Origin of the sequence: Croceibacter sp. (genome assembly GCF_002716225.1) — a bacterium.
Classification (GTDB): Bacteria; Bacteroidota; Bacteroidia; order Flavobacteriales; family Flavobacteriaceae; genus Croceibacter; species Croceibacter atlanticus.
In genome coordinates this window covers 1-25721 of the sequence record NZ_PAZX01000005.1, presented here as the reverse complement: position 1 = coordinate 25721, position 25721 = coordinate 1, and the positions used below count along the sequence as shown (strand labels likewise).

Below are 25721 nucleotides of genomic sequence, written 5' to 3'. Positions count from 1 at the left end.
TTAAAACTATTCGCCTATCGCAAAATGTTTAAACCCTATTTCTTTCATTGCAGAAGAGTCTAATATTTTACGCCCATCAAATAAGAAAGCTGGTTTAAGCATATTGTTGTAAATAGTTTCCCAGTTGTAAGTTGTAAACTCATCCCATTCTGTTAATACAGCTACNGCGTGCGCATCTTTTGTAGCTTCTTCTGGAGAACTAACAACAGTAACTAGTCTTCTATTTTCTTCTTCAGATCTTGTGTTAAGATAATCTAGATCTGCGTAAATTTGTTCTTCTTTAACTTTAGGATCATAAACAATTATTTCTGCCTGCTCATCTAAAAGATAATCTGTTACATATATTGCAGCAGATTCCCTTGTATCATTAGTATCCTTTTTAAAAGCCCAACCAAAAAGNACAATTTTTTTNCCTGCAACAGTATTATACATAGAANCAATCATCTTCTCTGCAAAACGCTTTTTTTGATGGTCGTTCATAATAATTACCTGTTCCCAATAATCTGCAACCTTATCTAAACCATAAGATTTTGCAATATAAACAAGGTTTAAGATGTCTTTCTGAAAACAAGAACCTCCAAAACCAACTGATGCTTTTAGNAATTTAGAACCTACTCTACTATCTGTACCAATAGCTCTNGCNACCTCATTAACATCTGCTCCTGTTTCTTCACACAACTCACTAATTGAATTTATGGAAGATACACGCTGTGCTAAAAAGGCATTTGCAGTTAGTTTAGAAAGTTCTGAAGACCAAACGTTGGTCTGTAAAATACGATCTCTATCTATCCAATTGGCGTAGACGCTAGTTAATGCATCTTTTGCTTCTTGACCTTCTGGAGTAGTATCACCACCAATTAAAATTCTATCTGGATTTAATAAATCTTGTACGGCAGTACCTTCTGCTAAAAACTCTGGGTTAGATAATATTTCGAAGTGAACACCATTACCGGTATTATGCAAAATACTAGTAAGNGTTTCAGCNGTTCTTACTGGTAGTGTAGATTTTTCAACAANTATTTTATCTGTAGTAGAAACTCTTGCAATTTGCCTTGCACAAAGTTCAATATACTTTAAATCTGCAGCCATACCTTTACCCTTACCATAAGTTTTGGTAGGTGTATTTACAGAAATAAAAATCATATCTGCTTTATCAATAGCAGCATCNACTTCTGTAGTAAAAAATAAATTTCTACCTCTAGCCTCTTTNACAACATCTGCTAAGCCTGGCTCATATATAGGAAGATTATCAAAATTTTNATCATTCCAAGCAGCAATACGCTTTTCATTAATATCAACAACAGTTACTGTTATATGTGGACATTTTTGTGCAATAACAGACATTGTTGGTCCTCCAACATANCCAGCACCAATACAACAGATATGAGAAATAGATTTCATAGAAATATGTAAATAATCTTAAAAATTGATTCTTAAAAAAATTAAGAGTACAAATATATAATTTCAAATGGCAGTAGCAGTGTATAGCTAAGAACAAAAGCCATTTGTATTATTTTTTTGTTTAAATTAGAAGATAATTCCTTAGACGTTAAAGTTATATTAAACCAAATTCAATAGTTGCTATTCCCTATTTATCATTGTATTTTTGAATAGAAACAATACAGAACAATAAATAAAAACTATGAACTATCTCAATCTTGATAAAGAGAAAACACAGAATACAGTTAACGAGCTTAACATTCTGTTAGCCGATTATCATTTATACTATCAAAAACTNAGAAATTTTCACTGGAATATTGTTGGAAAAAATTTCTTTNATCTTCACGAAAAGTTTGAAGTGATGTATGATGATGCTAAAATGAAAGTTGACGAAATTGCTGAGCGNATCTTAACGCTTAGGTATCAACCAGTAAGTAACTATTCCGACTATTTAAAGCATAGTAATTTAAAGGAATCTGAAAGTAAATTGTCTGATACCAAAATGATAGATATTTTACTTGATGACCACGGTAAGATTATTAAGCAAATGCGTAAAACTGTAAATGTTGCAGACGACAATGGTGATGANGGTACCATAGATTTACTAGGTGCTTACATAGGTGAGTTAGANAAGACAAGTTGGATGTTAGATGCTTGGCGAATGAAAACTAACGACACACACCCAACAGCATAATTATGATATTTCTACAAGACGACACCACCAAAACTGCCGAAGAGGCCATAGTTAATAATGAACCTTTTAGCTGGAACAATGCCGGAGAGTTAATCTTAGGAAAACTTGGGCGTTGGTTAGATTCTTTTATAACCAACCTACCAAATATTGTATTAGCTATAGTAGTTTTTATTTTATTTATAATTGCCAGNAAGTATATTGGTAAGCTTTTTAATAAAGTAATNTTAAAGCGCGTAAAACAAGACTCTATACGCTCTATGACCGTNCGTGTTATAAAAGCTCTNGTAATTCTTNTTGGGTTTTTCTTTGCGCTAGGCTTATTAAACTTAGATAAAGTGCTTACTTCTGTTTTAGCTGGTGCTGGTGTTGTAGGTTTAGCAATTGGTTTAGCCTTACAAGGCACATTAAACAATACCTTTTCGGGTGTCATCCTTAGTTTTTTACCAAATATACAATTAGGAGATTGGGTTGAGACTAATGGCTTTGCNGGATCTGTTGTAGATATTAACTTACGAAGTATAATAGTTAAAGGATCAGACAATAATTTAGTTATGATTCCTAACTCAAAAATTATCGATGAACCTTTTAAGAACTTNTCACAAACACCAAGATCTCGTGTCTTTGTAAATTGTGGTGTTGGTTATGAAAGTGATTTAGATAGTGTAAGAGATATGACTATTGAATTAATTGAAAAAGTGTTCCCTCAAAAACCTGGTGAAGAAGTAGAATTCTTTTATCAAGAATTTGGAGACAGCTCAATTAACTNTGTCTTNAGATTCTGGGTAGATGTTACTAAGAANAGNGACAANCTTGTTGCGCAAAACAAAGCCATCCTAGAAATTAAAAGGCTTTATGATGCTAACGATATTAACATTCCTTTCCCAATTAGAACTTTGGACTTTGGAAAAAATAAATTTAGATCTGAAACATTAACTATTTCAAACAAAGAGTAACNGTTTTAGACTTAATTACAAACCGAAGTNTTTTACATACTTCGGTTTTTTTATACCTTAAATTATGAGACTGCTTTATATATTATTTATCGCAATACTTTCACAACAAACCTACGCTCAAGAGTATGGCAAACTCAAAAAGCTACATCATCTTTCAGACTTGATGATCGAGGTTAGTGGCGTATCTGTTATTGAAGGCAGTAACCTCATCTGGATGATTAACGATTCTGGAAATACTAATGTGCTATTTGGTTATAATACTAACGGTAGTATAGAGCGAGAAATAGTTTTAGATAATGCTGAAAATATAGATTGGGAAGATTTAGCTACAGATGCTTCTGGTGCTTTATATATTGGAAACTTTGGAAACAATAAGAACGATCGTAAAACTCTATCAATATACACAGTGTCCGGAATAAGTACTGCAGAAGATACACATCTTGAAGCCCAACAAACAGAGTTTTATTTTGAAGACCAGAAGGAATTTCCTCCTAAGAAAACTGAACGTAATTTTGATGCTGAAGCCTTTATTAAGCTTGGTGACTACTTTTACATCTTCACGAAAAACCGATCTAAAGATTTTAATGGCGTTACTAAAGTATATAAAGTGCCAGCTAAAAAAGGAGATTTTAAAGCTAANCTCATTGCATCTTATTCTACNTGTAATGATCCAGAAGATTGTTTTATAACTAGTGCTACTATTAGCAAGGATAATAAAACACTTGTGCTGTTAACTTANAATAAANTATTTGTGATCACAGNTTTTAAAGGCGACGATTTCTTTAATGGNANAATTAAAACAATAGATTTAGAACATACAAGCCAAAAAGAAGGTGTTACCTTTAAAGAAGATAACACCCTTTATATAACAGATGAACGCCGTAAAAAAACTGGCGGTAATCTTTATGAATTCACTTTAGAGTAGCTTAAAATTTAAATCCNAANCCAAACGAAAATCTTAGTCCATCTTCTCCTGTAAANAGGTTAAATGTACCGTTAATGGCATCTGCGCTATTTACCCAGAAACCACCACCATAACTTGAGTGCCACTTGTCACTATCCTCACCATCAAACCATACTCTACCAGTATCTATACCAGTAAANANCCCAATTTGAAATGGCAAGAAGCTAGTTTTAAATTGGTCAAAGCTATAACGTAAATCTCCACCAAAAGTAAGTGCAGATTCACCAGAAAAACGCTGTGTTCTATACGCTCTGTTTCCAGTGTTTCCTCCAGAATGTGCTGCTTGATAAAACTCAAACTCATCACCTAAGTTTACNTGTCCTTGTGCTTTTGTCTTCAATACTAATTTACGATTGTTTGTAAGCGCATTAAAAAAGCCTAGGTAAGGTTTTATATATGCATAGGCATTTTCATCTTCTAAGCTATACTTACCACCTCCNGACAATTCAAACTTCATACCTCTTGTTGGGTTTAATGTGTTGTCATAACTCTCATAACGAAACATTGCTTCTGCTCCTAAGAAAAACTCTCTATCATAAAAACTAGCACCTGCAGGTATAAACTGGTCTGTTACAAATCTGTTTGCAGTATCTTCAATTTCAATACCTTCAATTGAGGCAGTATATTTTAATGTACTACCAAAATCTCCTCTTTTTATGGCTCCAACTTTACCAATTAATTTACCAATTTTCACACGGTTATAATCCATTGAAAGATCATCGTCATTATTTACAGTTTCGTTTCCGAAGCCAAAGAAGTTTTCAGAGAAATTCTCACTAGTAAACTCTCCTCCAACAAAAAGGTTGAAGTTTCCTAACACATTTGCAAACTCACCAGTATACTTTACATCAAAACCACTTGTTGCAAAATAAAAGCCTCCAGATATAGTATGCTGTTGCGTGAATGGATTTCTTCTAAAAGAGTTTATGGTATAAATATTTTGTAAGCCTAACCTAAACCCATCATCTGGATTAAACCCGAATCCTGGTAACAGTACATTTTGTCTTACAATCTTCTTATCCTTGTTATAGTTGTTTACTTCGTAATTATCTGAGAAGCTAAAATTAGCGCCACCTTTTTCTTTTACTGTATTAGGCTTAGACTTATAATCATAAACTTTAATACGTTTACCTTCTTGAATATCATAAATGTCATTATTCTGACCTCCAATTATTCTGGTAAAAATTGGTCTGTTTCCATCTCCGGTAACCGTAAAGACATCATCATCATCTAAACCATAAATCCACAATTCTTTTGTTTCGTCTTTGCTGTATGTTTTATCACTTACAACATCTGCTCTCTCACCATCTTTGTTACGGGTAATCTTAACACGAGTTTTACCATCTTCTAAACGTGTAATATCTATATAGTCATCTTTATCTGTAGCAGTAATGATAGCTAATTGAGATACATAGTTGTAATAACGTTCTGTAATATTTACAATGTTATCTCTTCTGCCCTTCATCTTTTNAACAAGACTTTCNTTAGTAAGCTCTTGTGCTTCTANAGGCATTTTAGAAAAAGCCTCTTCAATAACCTCATCTGTAATATTTTCTTTAATATATCTTGCTTGTGCAAGCCACTCTTCTTTTCCTTTATTTTGAATTAAAGAACGGTCTAAACCTACAGCCGCAGAGTTAAACCACTTTACATTATCTACATTTTCTCCGTACTCAGCAAATTGATTTGTAAAGCCTATTAAGCCTCTTAATGTTGAAAAGAATGCGCCATCAAAATTTGAAAATACTTGATCTCTATCTCTAGGAATAGGTTGGAACACATGTGTACCATCTTCTTTTTCAAACTCACTCCAACGCCATTGGTCTTGGTGCCTGTCCCAATCTCCAACTAGCATATCAAAAATTCTTGCCTTAATGTAAGCAGGCTCNTCTATCTTATATTTTTCATCTCTACGCAAACGTTCGTAAACATCTGCTGTACTCTCTATATCGTTAGGCTTTCCAAAACTTTCTACATCGGCGTGATTCTCTTCAGGACGTTCAACAATCATATAGATTTCATCTCCATATTCATTATTGTATTTACCGAGAGCTTTTTGCTTAGGCACATAAAACAATTTTGGATTTGTATGATAAAGTCCTATTGCATCAGACAATGTTGGTATTGCCATAAACCCATANGGATGTGCAGCCGTATAAAAATCATATAAAATATCTTCTGCAATTGTATTCTTAAAGTCTTCTTCTATATAGCTGTTTTTAAATGCCGTGGTTTGTAAAAACTGTACCGCACTCTTCCTAAGNGCACGCATATTAAAATCTCTTCCGTCTTTAGTTTTTAAACGTAAAGAACGTGTTTGGTGACCACCACCTTTTCTATCAACAGTCATCCCACCATAAAGTGTATCTAAATTTACAGTTTGCACATCTATGTTNGCGCCATAAACATCTCTGTAACGATCTCCCCANATACTTTCATACGTGTCAGACCTATCTGTATCTTCACTCCTATAAACAGAGGCTTTTGTTACTGGGTTAAATGTGTCTGGCAGTGTTGATACGTCAAAATCTTTAGGAGCTTCATGAACTTCTTTCTGATACAGTAATACTGGTTTACCTTTTTCACTGCCATAAAAACTAGCCCAAGAAGAACCGTCCTTAAAAACATCTAGAACAACAAANCCTTGTCCTGGATGAGAAAACAATCCGTCGTTACTTAATACTGCATAAGAAGCCTTTGATCCAGACCCTGAAACTATTTGCTTAATATTTTCATTAATAATATACTGTAAACTATGTTCGTGACCAGATGCGAAAATNACGCGNTCGTTATCTTGAGCAAGCGTAGCTAAACGCTTTACCAATCCTTTATACTTATCATTTTGTCTATCTTGTTTAGACACACCACCACTAGTTCTTATTTGCATAGCTAAAGAACCCAATATTGGTAACGGTATTTTTTTCTGGCTAGGATACAANTGCTTTACTGGTGCATATTGGCCACCGTGAACACCATTNGTATATAATGGATGGTGTAAGGCAAAGATTATAGTTTTGTCGTTATTCTTTTTAAGCTCACCTTCNATTTCTAAAAGCACAGCTTCTCTAGATTTAAGTTGAGGACACTTATCATTAATTGTAGGATGCTTATCCCAATCTTCTAAATACCATTGAGAATCTAAAACTAGCAGCTGTATGTTATCTCCTATCTCAAAACTTTCAAAAGCACAACCATCTGTAGGGTGAAATACTTTTTTGTCTTTTAGGCGTTCTTCAAAGTATTTTTCTTGACGCTCTAATCCTTCTAATCCTTCATTATACCAATCGTGATTTCCTGGAAGGAAAATAACTTTACCATCAAAATTTTCAACAGCATCTAATTGGGCATCTAACCTGTATTCTGATTGNGATCTTAGTTTNTCTCCTTTAGGAGGCATTCCTGCAGGATAAATATTATCTCCTAAGAATACTGCATAATTATCTTTAGATTTTACAGAGTCTANAAAGGTTTTAAATGCCAATAAGCCTAAAGAGGTTCCGCCTGGCTGGCTATAACCNGCATCTCCAATAAGAAAAAAGGATTTATCCTTTTCTTTTTGTGTAGGATAATCCCAATTGCTTGTTTTCTCGTCTTCTTTATAAGTAGTTTGAAATGGCGCACAACCTAAAAGTATTGTAAACACTAGTGCTAGGCAGAGAAGTTTATTGTATTTCATATAAATTTTATCGTTCTTTTTTTTTTGTAATTTGCAGGCAATAAATTATCTTATAATTATGTCTGAAGTCGCTGAAAAACCATCTGAACTTGTTCAAAAAGCCGATGAATTTGTCCTTAAATTATTTAAGGAAAAACTTCCTAATACCTTTTTGTATCACAACTACAATCATACTTTAAGAGTCGTTAAAAGTACAAAAGAAATTATTGAACACTCTGAAATTCATGTTAAAGACAAAGAAGCTCTTTTACTTTCAGCTTGGCTGCATGATACTGGTTATGTGGTTAAAGTAGATGGTCATGAAGAAGAGAGCGCTAGGTTTGCAGAAGAATTTTTAAAAGAAAATAATGCAGACAGTGAACTTATTGAAAAAGTTAAAAAACTCATTTTAGCTACTAAATTCGACTTTGAAACTTCAGATAATTTAGAGTCTATTTTAAAGGATGCAGATGCTTCTCACTTTGCTAAAGATTATTTTGAAGAAACCAGCGAGTTTTTAAGACAAGAACTACAATTACAAGGTATTGCCAATTACACGCCTACAGAGTGGATTAATGAAAACATAAAAATGTTTACAGAGCAGCATAAGTTTCATACAGATTATGCGCTTAAAAACTGGAAGGAGCAAAAAGACCAAAACCTTCTAGACTTATTAGAGTCTAAAAAGAAGAAGGCTAAAAAAATAAGGAAAGAAGAAACTAAAGCACAGCTTAAGGCAAAATACAAAAATGAAAGCCCTGAACGAAGCATACAAACACTTTACAGAGTAACGCTAAGAAACCATATAAAACTAAGTGATATTGCAGANACTAAAGCCAACATATTACTTTCTGTAAATGCTATAATTATATCTTTAGCACTTGCTAACATAATTCCAAAATTAGATTCTGTTACTAACAGACANCTTATGATCCCTACACTTATTTTAGTTTTATTTAGTGTAGCTTCAATCATACTATCTATTATGTCNACAAGNCCNAATGTCACTAGTGGAGAGTTNACAAAAGAACAAGTGAAGAAACGAGAGGTGAACATTTTATTCTTTGGAAANTTTCACAAAATGGCNTACGACCAATACCAATGGGCAATGAATGAGATTATAAACGATAAAAATTACGTTTATGAGTCTCTTACAAAAGATTTGTATTTATTGGGTGTTGTTCTTAATAGAAAGTATAGGCTTTTAAGACTAACCTATACTATATTTATGACAGGTATTATTGTTTCTGTGATAAGTTTTGTTATTGCATTCTGGTCTATATAGACTGTATTAATCTAGTTAATCTAGCTGTTGCATTAACTCCTCATAGGTTATTGTGCTCTTATTGTCAGACTCATCATCTGAAGATGTATAGAGAACATTTACTCGTATAGCTTTTAAACCAACAACACCTTGNACNTCTTCTAATTCTAGGATTTCAACTTGATCTCCAAGGTANTTTTTACGCTGTAAAAATTTAATATAGCTTAGGTATTCTCTTTGNTCTGCATCTTGAGTGTATACTATTGCTATTTTACCTTTTTGAGTTACACGCTCTTCTGTGTTTTTCACAAAGGCTTTATCTATACGTTTTTTGATAATCTCATAGCGTGCATTATAAGCACCATCTATATCAAATTTCTTCTCATCCATCCTATATCGTATGGAAAGCGTACTGCTGAATACCAATATTAATGATGCAGCATCTAACTGTAACGGCATACTTTCCTGTATACGGTAAAATCTGTTTTCCATCTCACACATAGTGCTTAGCTGCCACAATCTNAGATTAGATAGGTAAAGCTCATCAAAAGGCTTATTCTTTTGAGTCATTGAGTTTCCTATATAAATATTATGATCTACACCATCTGTTTTATAGCGTTCAAAATAATGAGGNTAAATTTTTTGAGCATCTAACTGCTTATTATCTATATATCTTGCTAAGTTCTTATTTATACGCTCCACAGTAAGATCATAATCCTTACGATGATGATAAAATAAACCTGTATCTGGATTAATTGATGTTCTATATTNTAAAATTGCAGCTTTACAGGACTTAGAGCGTTTAGAAAGATGNTTAAACAANGGTTTTATTTCGTGCTTAAACATATTAGAAATATTTTGCTCTGTAGAGGCATTTAAAGAATCTGACAATTCATCTTTAACCTCTATAATCTTATATTTTAATTGCTCATAAATAGGCAGCTCTTCTTCAGAACACGCAAGTTCTAAAATATCTAATACTGCATTNAGTTGTTCATCTAAATCGCGTTGAATGCCATCATTTCGAGCATCAGAAGATCCNACNATATCAATTTGGCCGTATAATGGATACACATCTTCAAAAGCTATATCTCTAAAAGATGCAATACCATCATCATCTAAATCTTCAATAAATCGTTTTGCTTCTTGTTCAAAAACCCAATGNACGCTAGGATGTATAGATGTGCATTCNTTTTGTATAACAGCTTTTATTCTNTTTTCATAATCTCTTTTGTTACGCTCTACCGCAGTAACAATATATGGTAAGATGTCTTCTAACTTAATTGCATTAATGCTATTTAGCTCATATGGNTTATCAGACACTANTTCTAATATNCCTAANAGNTCNCCATTTTTAGCAATAGGAGCCAAAATACAGCTCTTTATATTGTTTTTTAGAAGGTTTTTAGANAGTANNTTATGATCGGTTGCNTCTGCATATTTATCTACATCTACAATTGTAAAGTAAGACTTATCTTCTACTAAGTTTTTATATGAACTCTCACAAAGTACAGTACCACAATCTTGATTACTCTTTGAATCTANTATATAACTTCTTGCAGACTTGCCTTCTAAATANGATANGGTTTCATCTGTTTTATTAAAAGCTGTAAATCCNGCTCTTAAATCTCTTAGTCCGAAAATAGATCTAAAGATACTTTGAAAACGTTGCATCTCTTCGTCTGAATTATTTTCACGACTTAGAAGTGTAGTTTTTAGATTAGAAATTTCATCATCTATAGTNACATCNGTAAGGTTTACAATTGTAAAGCCTTTTAAAATCCAGCTNTTNGGAGGNAATTTAGATTTCCAAAGATCTATATCATTATAGTTCTGAATAAGAAGTTCTATATCATCTTTAGAAATATCTATAGAGCGATCTGTTGGTTCAATATCTATAAAATCTGCATTCATCGCGATGCGATAATGCCTCATTAATCCATCTTCATCGGGTATATCATAATAAAGCGGTCTAGAAAAATCAATAGGATATTTGTAATACTGCTTTATAATTATGATACAGGCATAGATGTAATATAAGTTCTCATCAAAGTTCCTTGCATCTAACTGAAAGTCTTCTCCTGCGTTATTAATTATACTTTTAAAACGTTTTGAAGCATTAAAGATAATATCGTGAAATGGGATTGATGCAGCCTTAATCTCATTATCTGTTAAGATAGACGGAAAAAGATCATCCAATAGGATTTTAATAGCAGCTTGGTGTTTTGTAAGCTCTTCTAAGTCATTAATACCTTCTGTAAGCTTAGGGAATGAAGAGGCATACTTAAGTATATTCTCCATATTAGCTTTAGCAATACTGCTNGTTACAGAGCCAATCTCAGACTTGTATTGCTCTATAACTTTGTGAAAGCTCACCTTAATATCTAATGGAAACTCTTCTAGTTGCTGTTTCATATTCTAATTCCCTTGGCATTACACCAAATGTTTATAACTACATTCATTTAAAAATAAAGATTTACGTAAATCTTCTGTAAATAGATGTCTTCTCCTTATTTTTGTTTNCAAAATTACACAAAATGAAAAAGATACTACTTATTGCAACCATAGCATTATGCTTTAGCTGTAAAAAAGATACAGGCTATGCCGTTAATGGTACTATAGATGAGTCGTTTAATGGCAAAAAAGTTTACATAAGCCACTTAGAAGAAAATAATGCTACTACAAAAATTGACTCTGCAGTAATTGCTGAAGGTAAATTTAAATTAGACCCTCAAGACACAGANAGACAATACCTTGCTTTCTTAAATATTGAAGGTATTAGCNTAAACTTACCATTTATAGCAGAAAACGAAGCTATAAGTATGACTGTTTATAAAGACAGTTTACGCCAATCTGTAATTAAAGGTGGTGCTCAAAATAAAGTCTTCAAAGATTACCTAAATCATTTAACAGAGACTAATAAACGTATTTCTGAAGGCACTCAAAAAGCAAGAGAAGCTATGTCTCAAGGAGATACTGCTACAATCTCTTCTATTAAAATGGAACGTGAAGAGATTATAGAAAATGACAAGCTTTATAAAATAAACGTAGCTAAAGAACACAAAACATCTTTAGTTGCTGTTTTGGCACTTACAGATTTAACTAACCTTAAAACTATTTCGAGTATTGAAGCTAAGGAGATGTTCGATGAGCTTTCTGATGAAGTTAAAACCTCTAGCCTTGGTAAGAATTTGTCTAAAATGTTATCTGCTCGTAGCGCTACAGATATAGGTGCAAAAGCTCCAGATTTTTCTGGTCCTACTCCAAATGGAGAAACGCTTTCTTTAAAAGATGCGTTGGGCAAAGTTACNATATTAGATTTCTGGGCATCTTGGTGTAAACCTTGTAGAATTGAAAATCCTAATGTTGTAAGAGTGTATGAAAAATATCACAATAAAGGTTTAAATATTGTTGGAATCTCTTTAGATAAAAGCACTCAAAAAGAGCGTTGGTTAAAAGCTATTGAAGATGANAACCTTACTTGGCAACATGTTTCTAACTTACAGTTTTGGCAAGAACCAATAGCACAACAATACGGTGTAAGATCTATTCCAGCTACATTTATATTAGATGAAAANGGCGTAATTATCGCAAAAAATTTAAGAGGCAAAGACCTTGAAGATAAAATGGCAGAGCTTTTAAATTAANCACTTACGATTGATAGTTATCAAAATAAAAAAACGCCTAAGTTTTAAACTTAGGCGTTTTTATTTGCGACAATTTAAATATTAGTTAAGTGCAAAAACTACATTAACATCAATCTTAATTGCAATTTCTCCTTTAGCTAAAGTTTCTTGAGGTTCACTTCCNGCAAAGTCAGACTCCATAGCCATCATTCTTACTTTAGGAACTATAGGATTAGCTGTTCCCTGTTCAGAAATACTTATTGCCTTACCAATTGTTTGGTTTAATGTACTAGCATACTGCTCTGCTTTATCTTTTGCATTAAGCATTGCTTTTTTACGAGCTTCTACCTGCAAGCTTTCTAAGTTCTTTGCNCCAAATTCAATTCCATCTATTCTATTAATACCAGACTGCAATAAGCCACTCATTGTTGCATCGTATTGCTCTAAGTCTTCAATCTTTATACTAATAGATTGGTTTGAAGAATACTTATATTCTTTGGTGTTGTAGTTGTAGCTTTTATCTAAACGTACAAAGTTGGTTTGTATGTTCTTATCTTCAATCTTNAGCTTTCTCAAAAATTTAATGACATTATCTACAGANGCATCTGTTTTNGTTTTAACATCAACTGCAGATGTTCCTTCTTCTTCTACCCTAACCTTTACTATGACGTGATCTGGTACAACATTAATTACACCTTCTCCTTTTACAGAAATTGTAGGTTGTGGATTTTGTTGTGCTGTCATCATAGTTGTGGTAAAAATTAAGGCTAATAATACTGTTAGCTGTTTCATAGTTTTTGTTTTCTTTGGTTAATTACAATAAAGATACCAAAGTTAAAAACCTGAACCAATTTATAGCTTACAAGAGTCTCAACTAAACTGCACTTAAATAAAANAATCTATATTTTACCTGTNCGATGAAGTAGGTAAAGCACAACTATAGGTAATGCTAGCAACACAACCATTAATAAGTTTTGGCTTAAAACCCATGGCGCAAATGCTAATGTCATGATATAACCACCTACTGCGCCGCCAAAGTGAGCATCATGACCAATATTCCCTACTTGTTTTTTCATTCCATAAATAGAATATAGTAAATACCCAATACCAAAAATATAAGCTGGAATAGGAATTGGAATAAAGAAGAAATACAGGCTCATCTCTGGATATAATAATATAGAAGCATAAATTACACCAGACACTGCACCACTTGCGCCAACAGCACTATAATGGTATTCATCCTTATGAAAATAGTATGACAATAAGCTACCTAAAGCAAGACTTACGAGGTAAATGATTACAAANGAAAAAGTCCCTANCCTATTAATTACAACATTGGCAAAAAAATATAACGTTATCATATTAAAAATAAGATGCGGCACGTTGGCGTGCAAAAACCCAGAAGTAATCATTCTTACCTTCTCGCCTCTCTTAATAGCACCAATATTAAATTTGTATGATTCGAAAAANTCAAAATCATTAAAGCCTTTATAAGACACTAATGCATTTGCTGCAATGATAATAATAGTAACTATGGCTATATCGCCCATAAATATGTAATTTAAGACTCAAAAATACATTATTTTTGCCGAAATCTTTAACATGCAAAGACTAGCCTTTATACTTATTTACCCNTTACTTTTNGGGTTNTCCAAACTTCCGTTTTGGTTNTTTTATAGAGTTTCAGACTGTTGTTATTTTATTGTGTATTACATNATAAGATACAGACGANNTGTTGTAGACTCNAANCTTAAANGNGTTTTTCCTNANAAGACNAATTCTGAAATAGCTAANATTAGAAAAGGGTTTTANAAACATATGTGCGATATGTTTTTAGAGATGATTAAAACNCTTTCNATCTCAGANAAAGAATTAAAAAAGCGTTTTGTNTANACCAANCNTGAAGCCNTAAGAGAGTTAGAAAACNTNAANAAAGGAANTATNATNATGTGTGCNCACTATGCNAGTTANGANTGGATACTTTCTGCAGCNTTTTACAACTTTAANTACAAGACNTANGGNATTTANAANAAAATNAAGAANCCGTATTTTGATAANCTAGTTAANGANATAAGAAGNAGNTATGACTCTACCATNATNACNACNTTAGANACACCTAAAACNATGATGCGNAANAAGGCTAAAGGNNNNTTAGCNAGTTATGGNATGATTGCAGACCAAGCNCCNAAAGGNGGNAAAACAGATTATTGGAGAGAATTTATGGGNATAAATACACCTGTATTTGTNGGNTCTGANGTTTTNGCCAAACGCTTAGANNTNNCTGTTNCATANNTNCATATNGAAAANGTNAAANGNGGNCATTATGAAGCTACNTTTAAAACNATNACNACAGAACCNNNAANNGTTGAGAATTATAAAATNACAGANGCNTANTTNAATTNTNTAGAAGACCAAATACGAGAAAAACCAGAGNATTANTTATGGACNCATAAACGCTGGAANCANAAAAGACCNGTNAATAGCTAAACTTATATTTTATGCCANNNANCTNTANNANANTATTNAAANTNNCNTGCNTTTGNNTAGCTACNTGTNGTTTTTTGGNTGTAAAAANNAAGACCTCAGCAANNTTGANACCTATACTTCANAAGGNTNNATAANTGCAGTTATNGAAATTCCTGCAGGTACNACNAAAAAAATTGANTACAATAAANAANNNCTNGAGTTTAANGTAGANCAAATTNANGGNAAAGANAGGNTNATTAANTTTTTACCATACNTNGGTAATTATGGTTTNATACCTNGCACATTAAGNGANANNNCNAAAGGTGGTGANGGTGATCCTCTAGACATTATNGTNNTNTCAGANACTAAGNNAACNGGNACNNTNTTAAGNGTTATNCCNATNGCTGTNNTAAGAATTGTAGATGAAGGCGAAGAAGATGATAANATTATTGCNGTTCCTNNNAANAGCTACAGATCGNATNTTAGATNTNGAANCATNTAAAGAATGGNAAGANNGTTATCCNGCAAGNATANNNATGCTTTTAACNTGGTATAACAATTATGATNCTTCTGGGCAAAATGTTATATTAGGCATANAAGANGAAACTGTNGCCAAANCNATAATCANAAAGTGGCANTTGTAANNNTTATNGCANTANCACGTTNTTAANNNAANCATCATGAAANTCTTAATTAGCTNTANNCTNTTTATNTGNATAANNATNTCTTTNTNNGCNCAAGANAANTTTAANANTGCAANAGCAGATGCCTATTTNAANTTATTAGATAANCANAACAANTTTATGGGTGCTGTNAANGTNNCAAAANATNGNGAANACTCTTTACAGTAATGCCATNGGNTATGCTTCTGTAANAGATAGNNTTAAAAATAATNTAGANACNAANTTTAGGATTGGCTCTATNAGTAAAACNTTTACNGCNACTATNATTTNTCANCTTATNGAAGCNGGNAAATTATCANTAGACACNAANCTNTCTNCNTATTTTCCTNAAATTNAANATTCNGAAGANATNACNATAAAAGANCTNNTAAATCANAGAAGTGGNATTTANAATTTNACNACNAGTCCTGCNTTTCCNTATNTNATGTATAATGAAACTTCTCACGAAGATTTATTAGAGTTAATTTATAATTTAGAACCTGCTTTTTATCCAAACGATAAGTCTGAATATAGCAACACCAACTATGTACTTTTAAGTTATATAATTGAAGAAATTGAAGGCCAAGACTATGCAAAAAGTTTACAGTCTAGGATNGCAGAACCTTTNGGTTTAAAAAANACGTATTATGGTAAGGNAATAGAAATAGNAAATAATGAAGCCTCATCATTTCAATATGTTTCATCTTGGAGTAAATTAGANGATTCTCATTTAAGTATTCCTAGCGGTGCTGGNGCAATAGTTTCTACAGTTTCAGACTTAACTNTTTTTATAAACTCACTTTTAACTNCAGAGAAACTTATTACAAGTACATCATTAGATCAAATGAAAACTACTATAGATCATTTTGGTCACGGTTTATTTAAAGTTCCTTTTTATGAAGATTCTGGTTTTGGCCATGGCGGCTCTATAGACGGTTTTAAATCTGAGCTATATTATTTCCCTACTTCTAAAATTGCAGTTTCAATTTTATCTAATGGCTTAGCACTTAATTTAAATGATGTTTTAGTTACAGTGTTAAATATAGCTTACAATAAAGACGTTGAGTTGCCAGATTTTTCAGAATTCAATATCTCTTCAGAANTATTATCACANTATGAAGGAACATTTAGCTCACCGAGTTTTCCTCTTAAAATTACTATATCTTCAGACGGTAATTCACTTAAAGCCCAAGCAANAGGNCAAGGTGCTTTTCCTTTAACNGCANNATCANAAACNCAATTCGAGTTTTCTGGNGCAGGTATTAAAATTATGTTTGATAAANTNGAAGAAGGNANTTACAAGGAGTTTACCTTTACCCAAGCAGGACAACAATTTACACTTACANNAGAAGACTAATTACTAAACATTTNATGGAACCAATTAGAATTAATAAATACTTTACAACAATTGGCTTTTGCTCTCGCAGAAAAGCAGATAAGCTTATTGAAGCAGGCTATGTTACCGTAAATGGCCAACGTCCAGAAATGGGCCAAAAGATAGATCCTGCAAAAGATAAAGTACGCGTTAATGGAAAGCTTGTTGGACAAGAAGAAGAAAAACCTGTGTANTTAGTTTTTAATAAACCCGTTGGTATTGTTTGTACCACAGATACACACGTAGANAAAGATAATATTATAGATTACATTAATTATCCTAGCCGTATATTCCCAATAGGACGATTAGACAAACCTAGTGAAGGTCTTATTTTCTTAACCAATGATGGAGATATTGTAAACAAAATATTAAGAGCAAGAAACCACCACGAAAAAGAATACATTGTTACTGTAGATCGTGTTATTTCTGANGATTTTGTAAATAGAATGAAATCTGGAATTCCTATTTTAGATACTGTAACACGTGAATGCGAAGTAGAAAAAATTACTGATTATATGTTTAAAATTGTGTTGACTCAAGGTCTTAACAGACAAATTAGACGTATGTGTGAGTATTTGGGTTACGAGGTACTAACCCTTAAACGTATTAGAATTATGAATGTAACTCTAGATATTCCAGTTGGAGANTATAGAGATTTTACAGATCAAGAATTTAAAGAGCTGCAAGATTTATTAGAAGACTCAGAGAAAACCGCTCCAGAAAATGACTAAGGTGCTTAATTGCTAAAGACATATTGGTTTTAAGTTATTTTTAAATATTTTTTATTTTGAAGCACTTATCTTTAAAATNAAAATGGCAAAGAAGAANGATATACCTNGTGTTAAGAATGAGGAGCAATATGAAGCACTAAGAGACAAAGGCTATAGTAAAGAAAAATCTGCACGAATTGCCAATACACCAGATTCTGGTAAAAAAGGTGGTAAAGCAGATACTTATGAGGATAGGACAAAAGACGAATTATACAAGCAAGCCAAAAAAGTAGGTATAGATGGTCGATCAAACATGTCTAAAAAAGAACTTATTAAAGCATTAAGAAATAACTAACCAAACAGTATTAAATGTCTAAAATTAACCCTTTTCACTTAGCAATACCAGTACACAACCTTCAGAAAGCGCGTGAGTTTTATAGAGACGTTTTAGGTTGCCAGGAAGGAAGAAGCTCAGACCATTGGGTAGATTTTAATTTCTTTGGGCACCAATTAGTTATTCATTATAAAGAACAATCTAAATCTGAATCAAGCAATACTAATCCTGTTGATGGTAAGGATGTACCTATACCCCATTTTGGCGTTGTGTTACATTGGGCTGTATTTCAAAAATTTTCAAAAGACCTAAAGAGTAAACATATTGATTTTGTAATTGAGCCCTATATTAGGTTTGAAGGAAAAACTGGTGAACAGGCGACTATGTTTTTTTATGATCCTTGTGGCAATGCATTAGAATTTAAAGCCTTTAAAGATATGTCTCAACTTTTTGCATCCTAACAACCCATGAAAAAACTTTCTCCAACACTTGTAAGACAACTATTTGTTATTATTGTCATTCTCTTCTTACTCATCTTAATTTTTAGAGAGATTATACCTTATCTAGGTGGCGTTTTAGGTGCTATTACCTTTTATGTCCTATTAAGAAAATGGATGGTAATCTTATTACGTAAAGGTTGGAACGAAAACCTAGCAAGCGGTTTATTAATGCTTGGTTCATTTGTAGGGATCTTAGTCCCAATTAGTNTAATTATCATTATGCTAACCTCAAAGATTGGTAAAGCTGTAGATAATTCTGAACGTGTTATTGAAGCTGTAAAAACACAAGTTGACAAATGGGAGTTAAGCGTTGGTTATGACCTAAGCTCACAAATAGATACTGGAAAAATAGCAAGTTGGGTTGGAGATAATCTAAAGAATTTAGCTGGCGGTACTTTTGATGCTTTTATTGCAATAGGTATATTATATTTTATGTTGTATTATATGCTTACCAACCGTAGCCAACTAAGAGAAGCTTTAGATGAATATATACCAATTGGTCACGATAATTTAATTCTTATTGGTAAGGAAAGTAGTGATTTGGTAAGAGCAAATGCAATTGGTATTCCATTAGTTGCAATTTGCCAAGGTATTATAGCTCTTATTGGGTTTTTAATATTTGGTGTACCAGATCCTTTCTTTTGGTTTGTTATAACTACCATAGGATCTATGATTCCTTTTATTGGTACAGCAATTGGTATCATACCTGTCACAATTTTACTTTATGCACAAGGTATGCATTGGCAAGCTATAGCTATATTTATTTACGGTATGGTAGTCGTGGGTGCTACAGATAATTTTATACGTTTATATATGTTACAAAAGCTTTCTAATGTACACCCATTAATTACATTATTTGGAGTAGTTGTAGGTGTACCACTTTTCGGATTTATTGGTTTAATTTTTGGACCATTATTAATCTCTCTTTTCTTGTTAATTGTGAAAATTTATAAGAATGAGTATGGAAAGAATGAAGCTCGTCTTTAAAATTTGATTCCTCAAAAAATCAATCTCTCAACGAAGTATTTTACCTTTCATCAGTAAGTTTAGTTGTATTATATTAAATAATATTAAATTATTATTATGTTAATCAGATAATTAATATCATTGATAGTTATTAAAAAATCAATAGTATTATGAACTTGAAAACTACCTTACTTTTCTCTGTGTTAGCCTGCTTATTCTTGTCAGGATTGCACGCTCAAAACGGGAACGATTGGTCTAGATCGACTAGACAAATTACACAACAAGAAGTTGGCTTTAGAAATGATCATATGCCAACAACTTTTGAGCTTTTCAATTTAGATATTGAAAACTTAAAAAGCAAATTATATAACGCGCCTAAACGAGGTGAGTTTTTCGGAAAATCTAATCATATTATTAGTGTTCCTACAACTGGAGGAAATTTTGAAAGATTTGGAGTTTTAGATACTCAAACATTACATCCAGAGCTACAAGCTAAATATCCAAACATAAGAAGTTATGTTGCTCAGTCTTTAGACAATCCTGGTAACTATATGCGTTTTAGTGTTACTAATAGCGGTTTACATGCTAGTATTTCAAGACCTGGACAATCTACAGTTTACATTGACCCTTATACAAAAGACAAGTCTGTCTATATGGTTTATAAAAGAGACCATTTGGTAAACTTGTCTGTAGGAGAATTTTCTTGTGAGACAGACAATTCTTTTGTAGAAGTAGATAGAGGTTCTTTCCCTTCTAACACGTTAAGAGCTACAAACGACACTAAAATTAGAGTGTTTGAGCTAGCATTATCTTGTACTGGAGAATATGCTCAACTTTTTGCAGGCACTGGTGATGAAGCTACACAGAAAGCTAATGTACTATCCGAAATGGTGGTTGCTATGAGCCGAGTAAATAGTGTTTATGAAAAAGAAATGGGAATTACATTTGAGTTGATACCAAATACAGACCTAATCATTTATTTAGATCCNGAGACAGATCCATGGGATGGTGAGTATAATGACAAAACTCAAGAGGTAATAGATATGGTAATTGGTGACGAGAATTATGATATAGGTCATAATTTTAATACTTCTGGTGGTGGTAATGCTGGATGTATAGGGTGTGTTTGTAATTCAGGAAATAAAGGTAGTGGTTATACAGGTCTTCCAAACCCAACAGGCGATCCTTTTTATATTGATTACGTAGCACATGAAATGGGACACCAAATTGGAGGATACCACACCNACAATGGAACACTAACGTGTTTAAAATCTGGTAATAATACTGAAGTAGAACCAGGAAGTGGCTCTACAATAATGGGGTATGCTGGGATTTGCCTTGGTCAAAATGTTCAAGATCAATCTGATGATTATTTTAACTACGTAAACATAAGAGATATAAGTGCTAATATACAATCTGGGGTAAGCTCATTTTGTCCTGATATAATAGAAACATCTACAATTAACAATGCACCAACAGCAGATGCTGGCGCAGATTATACAATTCCTATTAACACTGCATTTCAACTTACCGGTGTTGGTGAAGATCCAGATTCAGATGATATATTAACTTACACTTGGGAACAAAATGACAATGAAGACATGCAATCACCATTACTTCCTATAGCTTTAGCTACAGCTGGACCTATGTTTAGATCTAGAAGAGGTACTGTAGAACCTTTTAGGTTTTTTCCTCAATTAAGTGATATTTTAGACAACAACCTTACTCCTACTTGGGAAGTAATCCCTAGCAACCAAAGAGATTTTGAATTTGCATTAACTGTAAGAGATAATGTCATGTATGCAGGGCAAACGGCAGATGATTTGATGACCTTATCTACTGATATTTTAGCTGGTCCTTTTGAAGTTTCTTCTCAAAACAATGCAACAACTTGGATACAAGGAGAAACAGAAACCATCTCATGGAATGTTGCAGGAACAGATGGCACATCAGTAAATTGTCAAATTGTAAACATCCTGTTTTCTGCAGCAGGTGATTTTTCTGATACTGTTGTTTTAGCTTTAAACACCCTAAATGATGGTGATGAAGACATTACTGTGCCGCCAACTTTAACTACTACTGGAAGACTTATGGTAAAGGCAGCAGATAATGTGTTTTTAGATGTTAATGATAGTGCTATAACTATTGAGGAATCTGTTGAAGCTACATTCTTTTTAACTGCAAATGAGGTAGAAAAAGACGCTTGTTCTAATGCTGGTTCAGAAACTCTTACATTTACTTACACACCTTCATCATCGTTTACAGAAACTGTAACATACTCTGCAACAGGATTACCTACAGGAGCTTCTGCTACATTTTCACCAGAGACTTCTAGTACGACTACAGAAACTGTAACAATGACAATAAGTGGTTTTGAGAATGCTTCTTCTGGAGATTATGTAATTACATATCAAGGTGATTCTGGTAGCTTATCTAAAACTCAAGATGCTACAATTTCACTTATAGGTACAAACTTTGACACACCAAGCTTAAGTGCTCCTGCAAATAACAGCGAGAACCAAAGTACTTCTCCACAATATATGTGGTCTGAAGATTCAACAGGTGCTTCAGAATCTTATACTATTGAAGTTTCTACAAACGAAACTTTTACAAATATTATTGAAACAGCTACAGTTGAAACAACAATGTACAATTCTTCTATAGTCTTAAATGAATCAACTAACTATTATTGGAGAGTAAAACCATTTAATGATTGCGGTGAAGCTGAGTTTACAAACTCAAATCAATTTACAACTGGTGTTTCAACATGTAATAGTGAAGAAAATACATCTGCAACACTAACAAGCTCAATAGTTTCAGTAACAAGTTCTATAACAATAGATGATGATTTACCTATCTCTGATATTAATGTTTTAATAGATTTAAAGCACACATATGTTTCAGACCTTACTTTAGAACTCGAAAGCCCTTCAGGTACAACAGTAGTATTAATTAGTGGTGCTTGTGGAGAAGAAGATGATATTTTAGCAACATTTGATGATGCTGGTAATGTAAATTCATGTTCTGGAACACCAACAGTAAATGGTACTGTAAGACCACAAGATGCCCTTTCTGCTTTTAATAATGAAAGTACTCAAGGAACCTGGACATTAACTATTTCAGATTCATTTATTGGGGATGATGGTACACTTGATTATTGGGCTATTGAATATTGTGGCATTGACGAAGTGTTGACAACAAATGATGTAACATTAACTAATGATATCATCATGTACCCTAATCCTTCTAATACAACTGTAAACTTTAGTTTCTCTAATTCTAAAAATTTAGATGTGAAATTATTTGATATGTTAGGAAGATCTGTTTTAAAAACAACACTATCTCAAGCTAACAATACGGTTAATGTTTCTAACTTAGCAACAGGTGCTTACTTAGTGCAAATTAAAACTGATAATGGTAAGACTACTACTAAACGATTAATTGTAGAGTAATTAATTTACCAAGCTCAATACTAATGAAAGCCAGCTAAATAGCTGGCTTTTTTTTTATACTAAGAGATTATATCTGTATTTTTAAACCTCAGTTAAACCTCACTTTAAAGAACCTACCAGCATTGCTTAATGTTACTTAAACTTGAAAATACATACTAATTTATTATATATTTTTTTGTAAATAAAATTTTAAAAACTAAACCCAAAGGCTCCTGTAACACCAAAACTTCTGGCATCTGTATTATCAAAATAGTTCCCTCTAAAATGAAAATCTAACCTAAATATTCTAAAAATATTGCCTACTCCGAAACTGTATTCATAGTAAGGTTCTAGGTCTGGTGCTTGTAAAAATATACCTGAAGCATCTAATGCTCTATTTTCATCAGATAGTGTTCCGTATACACCTCTGACTCCTACAATCTCTCTCAAGTTTAAATCTCTAATCAATGGAATTCTAGAAAAGAACCTTCCATTAAAATTATGTTCTAAATGAAATGATGTATATGTATCTGTTACAAACTCATAAAAGTTTAATAGCGGAAAGGAATTAAAAATTGAAAATAAGGTTTGGTTACCTGGCACAACACTTAAAAGAGCTAATGGTACTTCTCCGTATGTTTTTCCTGCTTCTAATGTCGTGGTCATTCTTCCTAAACCACCTATTTTCCATGGTTGTCTATAATATAATTGTACTTTTTGGTAATCAAAGTCACTATCAATTAAATTTTTTACACCTAAAGTATAGTTCAAAAATACATTAGCATATTCACCTTCATTAATAAGCGTGCGCTCCACTCCGTAACCTGTAGTTTTTCTTCCTGGCGTATAAGATAGCTTTGTAGAAATCTCTGCTTGTTGTAATTCTGAGGCTATCTGTGTTCTTGCTTCATCTATAAAGTAATCCAAACTAAACGTAGGTGATGCAGATTTTAAAGTTTTATATGTAAAATCTGTCCTGAAGCTAAAATTCTTTTTTGGTTCAAACTCTATGGCAACATTGGTAAGATTAATAGAACTTAACCTATCATTACTACCAACTGTAATTAAAGATGATGATGCCAAACTTCTCCCTAGCACATCTGTACTGTTGGTCAAGCTAGCACCTAATTGCTCTATATCTCGCCTATTACCAGCAGATAGGATAAGCCTAGATTTTCTATCTAAAAGTACTTTTCCAGAAACACCATATTTAAATTGGTTGTCCTTAAAGCCATAAGCACCGTAACCTTGAAAACGCCAAAGGTCATTAAGTGTTCCATAAGTTCTACCGCCAAAACGTACCCGTAAGCCTTCAACAGTGTTATATCCAAATGTTGAAAATACAGGACCATAATCCCAACCATCATAATCTATATATCCTGTTGCTAGTATAGTTCCTATATCATAAAGTCTTTTAAATGCTTTTACAGTTTTTAAGGTATCTAACATTTTATATACACCCTTTTCATCTTTATTAAGTGCTTCTTGACGCTTGTTATGCCAAAAGGCATCATCCCTATTGTAAATAGCTTCATTAAAAGGGTCTACCTCATTATCATAAAAGTCTTTTGGTTTCTTTATATCGAACTTATAATTATCATATAAGGTTGTTCGTTTACCATAAATACCTCTAGCCTCTTCTTTCTTTCTAAAAGAAAAGTCTGACATAAAGTAGTCTCTTGTAATAAGGAATGTTGAATCATTTAAAACATCAAACTCTTGCTCAATATAAACCTCTTTTACCCAGTTTATATTAGCACTTTTTGATACTCTTAAATTAATATCCTTAATCGCCCAAGTAGAATCATTTACCCAAAAATCACCTTTAAAGGTTAATTCATTTTTACGTCTAGGATAATATACAATATTATAACACCATTTGTTATCTATATATGCGCTATCTGAAAGCACATAATTATATACATTAACTCCTGTTTTTGATAATGGACTCGTAAAACTTTTATCGAAAAATTTTATATAATTATCATAAACATCATAATCTGCATAAAGATCTTTTATAAAAGCAATTAGGTTTTGGTTGTTACTAAATCCTGAGTTTTTATTTCCTAAAAGATCTTTTTTCTCTTCATTAAGGGTATTATCTCCAAAAATTTTAGAGGACTCTTCGTTTATAAAAATAGGTAGGTAAGTTTTTCCAGTAATGCTATTGGTGTCTGTTTCTTCAAAAATAAACTCCATACCATTAAAAATACGGCTCTCAATAAGTGTACTATCTATAGTGTTTAAATCAAATTCTAGCTTTTCGTACTTATCGTATTGGTATTGTTTAAATTTCTTTACACCATTTTCTCTTCTGTTTTCCCAAATTTTCTTGAGAATATCTATTGCAGGATTATTCTTTTTAGAAGTTTTACCTTGATAAATAATAACTTCACTCAAAGAGTTTTCTTCTTCTTTAAGTGTTATTTTCAAGTTGTAATTACTGCGTTTTTCAAGAACAAATCGCTGAGTTTCAAACCCCACAAAACTAACTGTTAATGCGTCGTAATTATTATCAGACTCTACATAAAAGCGGCCTTCCTCATTGGTAATTGTACCAACAGTTGAACCTTCTAAAATTACATTAGCAAAAGGGACAGGTTCTCCGTTAGAGTCAAAAACCTCACCACTAGCTTTAGTTTGAGCTAACACAGACAGTGTAAATAAACTAAAACAAAAAA

General features: G+C 32.6%; 14 protein-coding genes and 3 pseudogenes. 12 read left to right on the top strand and 5 right to left on the bottom strand.

Translation table 11 applies throughout. The features are described from left to right. Nucleotides 1-6: 6 nt before the first annotated feature. Nucleotides 7-1401 (bottom strand): nucleotide sugar dehydrogenase, encoded by a 1395-nt coding sequence (locus tag CL818_RS02070; protein ID WP_286971331.1) that lies wholly within the window; start codon nucleotides 1399-1401, stop codon nucleotides 7-9. Nucleotides 1402-1642: 241 nt separating this feature from the next. On the opposite strand from CL818_RS02070, the gene CL818_RS02065 reads away from it, so the two are divergent. Together CL818_RS02065 and CL818_RS02060 are read left to right on the top strand one after the other, a co-directional pair. Next, nucleotides 1643-2134, top strand: coding sequence for a Dps family protein (locus CL818_RS02065; RefSeq protein ID WP_286971329.1), 492 nt, complete (start codon nucleotides 1643-1645; stop codon nucleotides 2132-2134). Between the two features lie 2 nt (nucleotides 2135-2136). Continuing rightward, complete coding sequence (locus CL818_RS02060) at nucleotides 2137-3087, top strand: mechanosensitive ion channel family protein (protein WP_286971327.1); 951 nt, start codon at nucleotides 2137-2139, stop codon at nucleotides 3085-3087. A 926-nt stretch (nucleotides 3088-4013) separates the two neighbouring features. Here the strand turns inward: CL818_RS02060 and CL818_RS02055 are convergent. Then, nucleotides 4014-7727: a metallophosphoesterase gene (locus CL818_RS02055; RefSeq protein ID WP_286971325.1), complete on the bottom strand. Its 3714-nt coding sequence runs from the start codon at nucleotides 7725-7727 to the stop codon at nucleotides 4014-4016. Between the two features lie 58 nt (nucleotides 7728-7785). Here CL818_RS02055 and CL818_RS02050 point away from each other — a divergent pair, with 58 nt between their 5' ends. After that, nucleotides 7786-8991, top strand: a complete 1206-nt coding sequence (locus CL818_RS02050) for a Pycsar system effector family protein (protein WP_286971323.1) — start codon at nucleotides 7786-7788, stop codon at nucleotides 8989-8991. 2516 nt (nucleotides 8992-11507) lie between these two features. Beyond that, nucleotides 11508-12617: a TlpA disulfide reductase family protein gene (locus CL818_RS02040; protein ID WP_286971319.1), complete on the top strand. Its 1110-nt coding sequence runs from the start codon at nucleotides 11508-11510 to the stop codon at nucleotides 12615-12617. Between the two features lie 81 nt (nucleotides 12618-12698). Here the strand turns inward: CL818_RS02040 and CL818_RS02035 are convergent, their stop codons facing one another. Further along, the gene (locus tag CL818_RS02035) at nucleotides 12699-13340 is read right to left on the bottom strand and encodes an SIMPL domain-containing protein (protein WP_502692199.1); all 642 of its coding nucleotides are present in this window, start codon (nucleotides 13338-13340) and stop codon (nucleotides 12699-12701) included. A 155-nt stretch (nucleotides 13341-13495) separates the two neighbouring features. Next, nucleotides 13496-14146, bottom strand: a complete 651-nt coding sequence (locus CL818_RS02030; protein WP_286971316.1) for a rhomboid family intramembrane serine protease — start codon at nucleotides 14144-14146, stop codon at nucleotides 13496-13498. 52 nt (nucleotides 14147-14198) lie between these two features. Between CL818_RS02030 and CL818_RS02025 the strand changes: the two are divergent. The 8 genes and pseudogenes from CL818_RS02025 (at nucleotide 14199) to CL818_RS01995 (ending at nucleotide 23061) form a co-directional block, all read left to right on the top strand. Further along, nucleotides 14199-15083: pseudogene (locus CL818_RS02025) on the top strand (lysophospholipid acyltransferase family protein). 52 nt (nucleotides 15084-15135) lie between these two features. Beyond that, nucleotides 15136-15564: pseudogene (locus CL818_RS13525) on the top strand (inorganic diphosphatase). Between the two features lie 305 nt (nucleotides 15565-15869). After that, nucleotides 15870-17081, top strand: a pseudogene (locus CL818_RS02020) (serine hydrolase domain-containing protein). Nucleotides 17082-17095: 14 nt separating this feature from the next. Beyond that, nucleotides 17096-17830, top strand: coding sequence for a 23S rRNA pseudouridine(2604) synthase RluF (gene rluF / locus CL818_RS02015; protein ID WP_286971314.1), 735 nt, complete (start codon nucleotides 17096-17098; stop codon nucleotides 17828-17830). A gap of 82 nt (nucleotides 17831-17912) precedes the next feature. Beyond that, on the top strand, nucleotides 17913-18164 hold the full coding sequence (locus CL818_RS02010; RefSeq protein ID WP_286971312.1) for a DUF7218 family protein: 252 nt from the start codon (nucleotides 17913-17915) through the stop codon (nucleotides 18162-18164). Nucleotides 18165-18178: 14 nt separating this feature from the next. Next, nucleotides 18179-18604, top strand: a complete 426-nt coding sequence (locus CL818_RS02005) for a VOC family protein (RefSeq protein WP_013188390.1) — start codon at nucleotides 18179-18181, stop codon at nucleotides 18602-18604. 6 nt (nucleotides 18605-18610) lie between these two features. Further along, nucleotides 18611-19630, top strand: a complete 1020-nt coding sequence (locus CL818_RS02000) for an AI-2E family transporter (protein WP_286971307.1) — start codon at nucleotides 18611-18613, stop codon at nucleotides 19628-19630. A gap of 149 nt (nucleotides 19631-19779) precedes the next feature. Beyond that, a complete protein-coding gene (locus tag CL818_RS01995; RefSeq protein WP_286971305.1) occupies nucleotides 19780-23061 on the top strand; it encodes a reprolysin-like metallopeptidase in 3282 nt (1093 codons plus the stop codon). Nucleotides 23062-23250: 189 nt separating this feature from the next. Here the strand turns inward: CL818_RS01995 and CL818_RS01990 are convergent. After that, the coding region (locus tag CL818_RS01990) for a DUF5686 and carboxypeptidase-like regulatory domain-containing protein (protein ID WP_353743974.1) at nucleotides 23251-25721 on the bottom strand (2471 nt) is incomplete at its 5' end.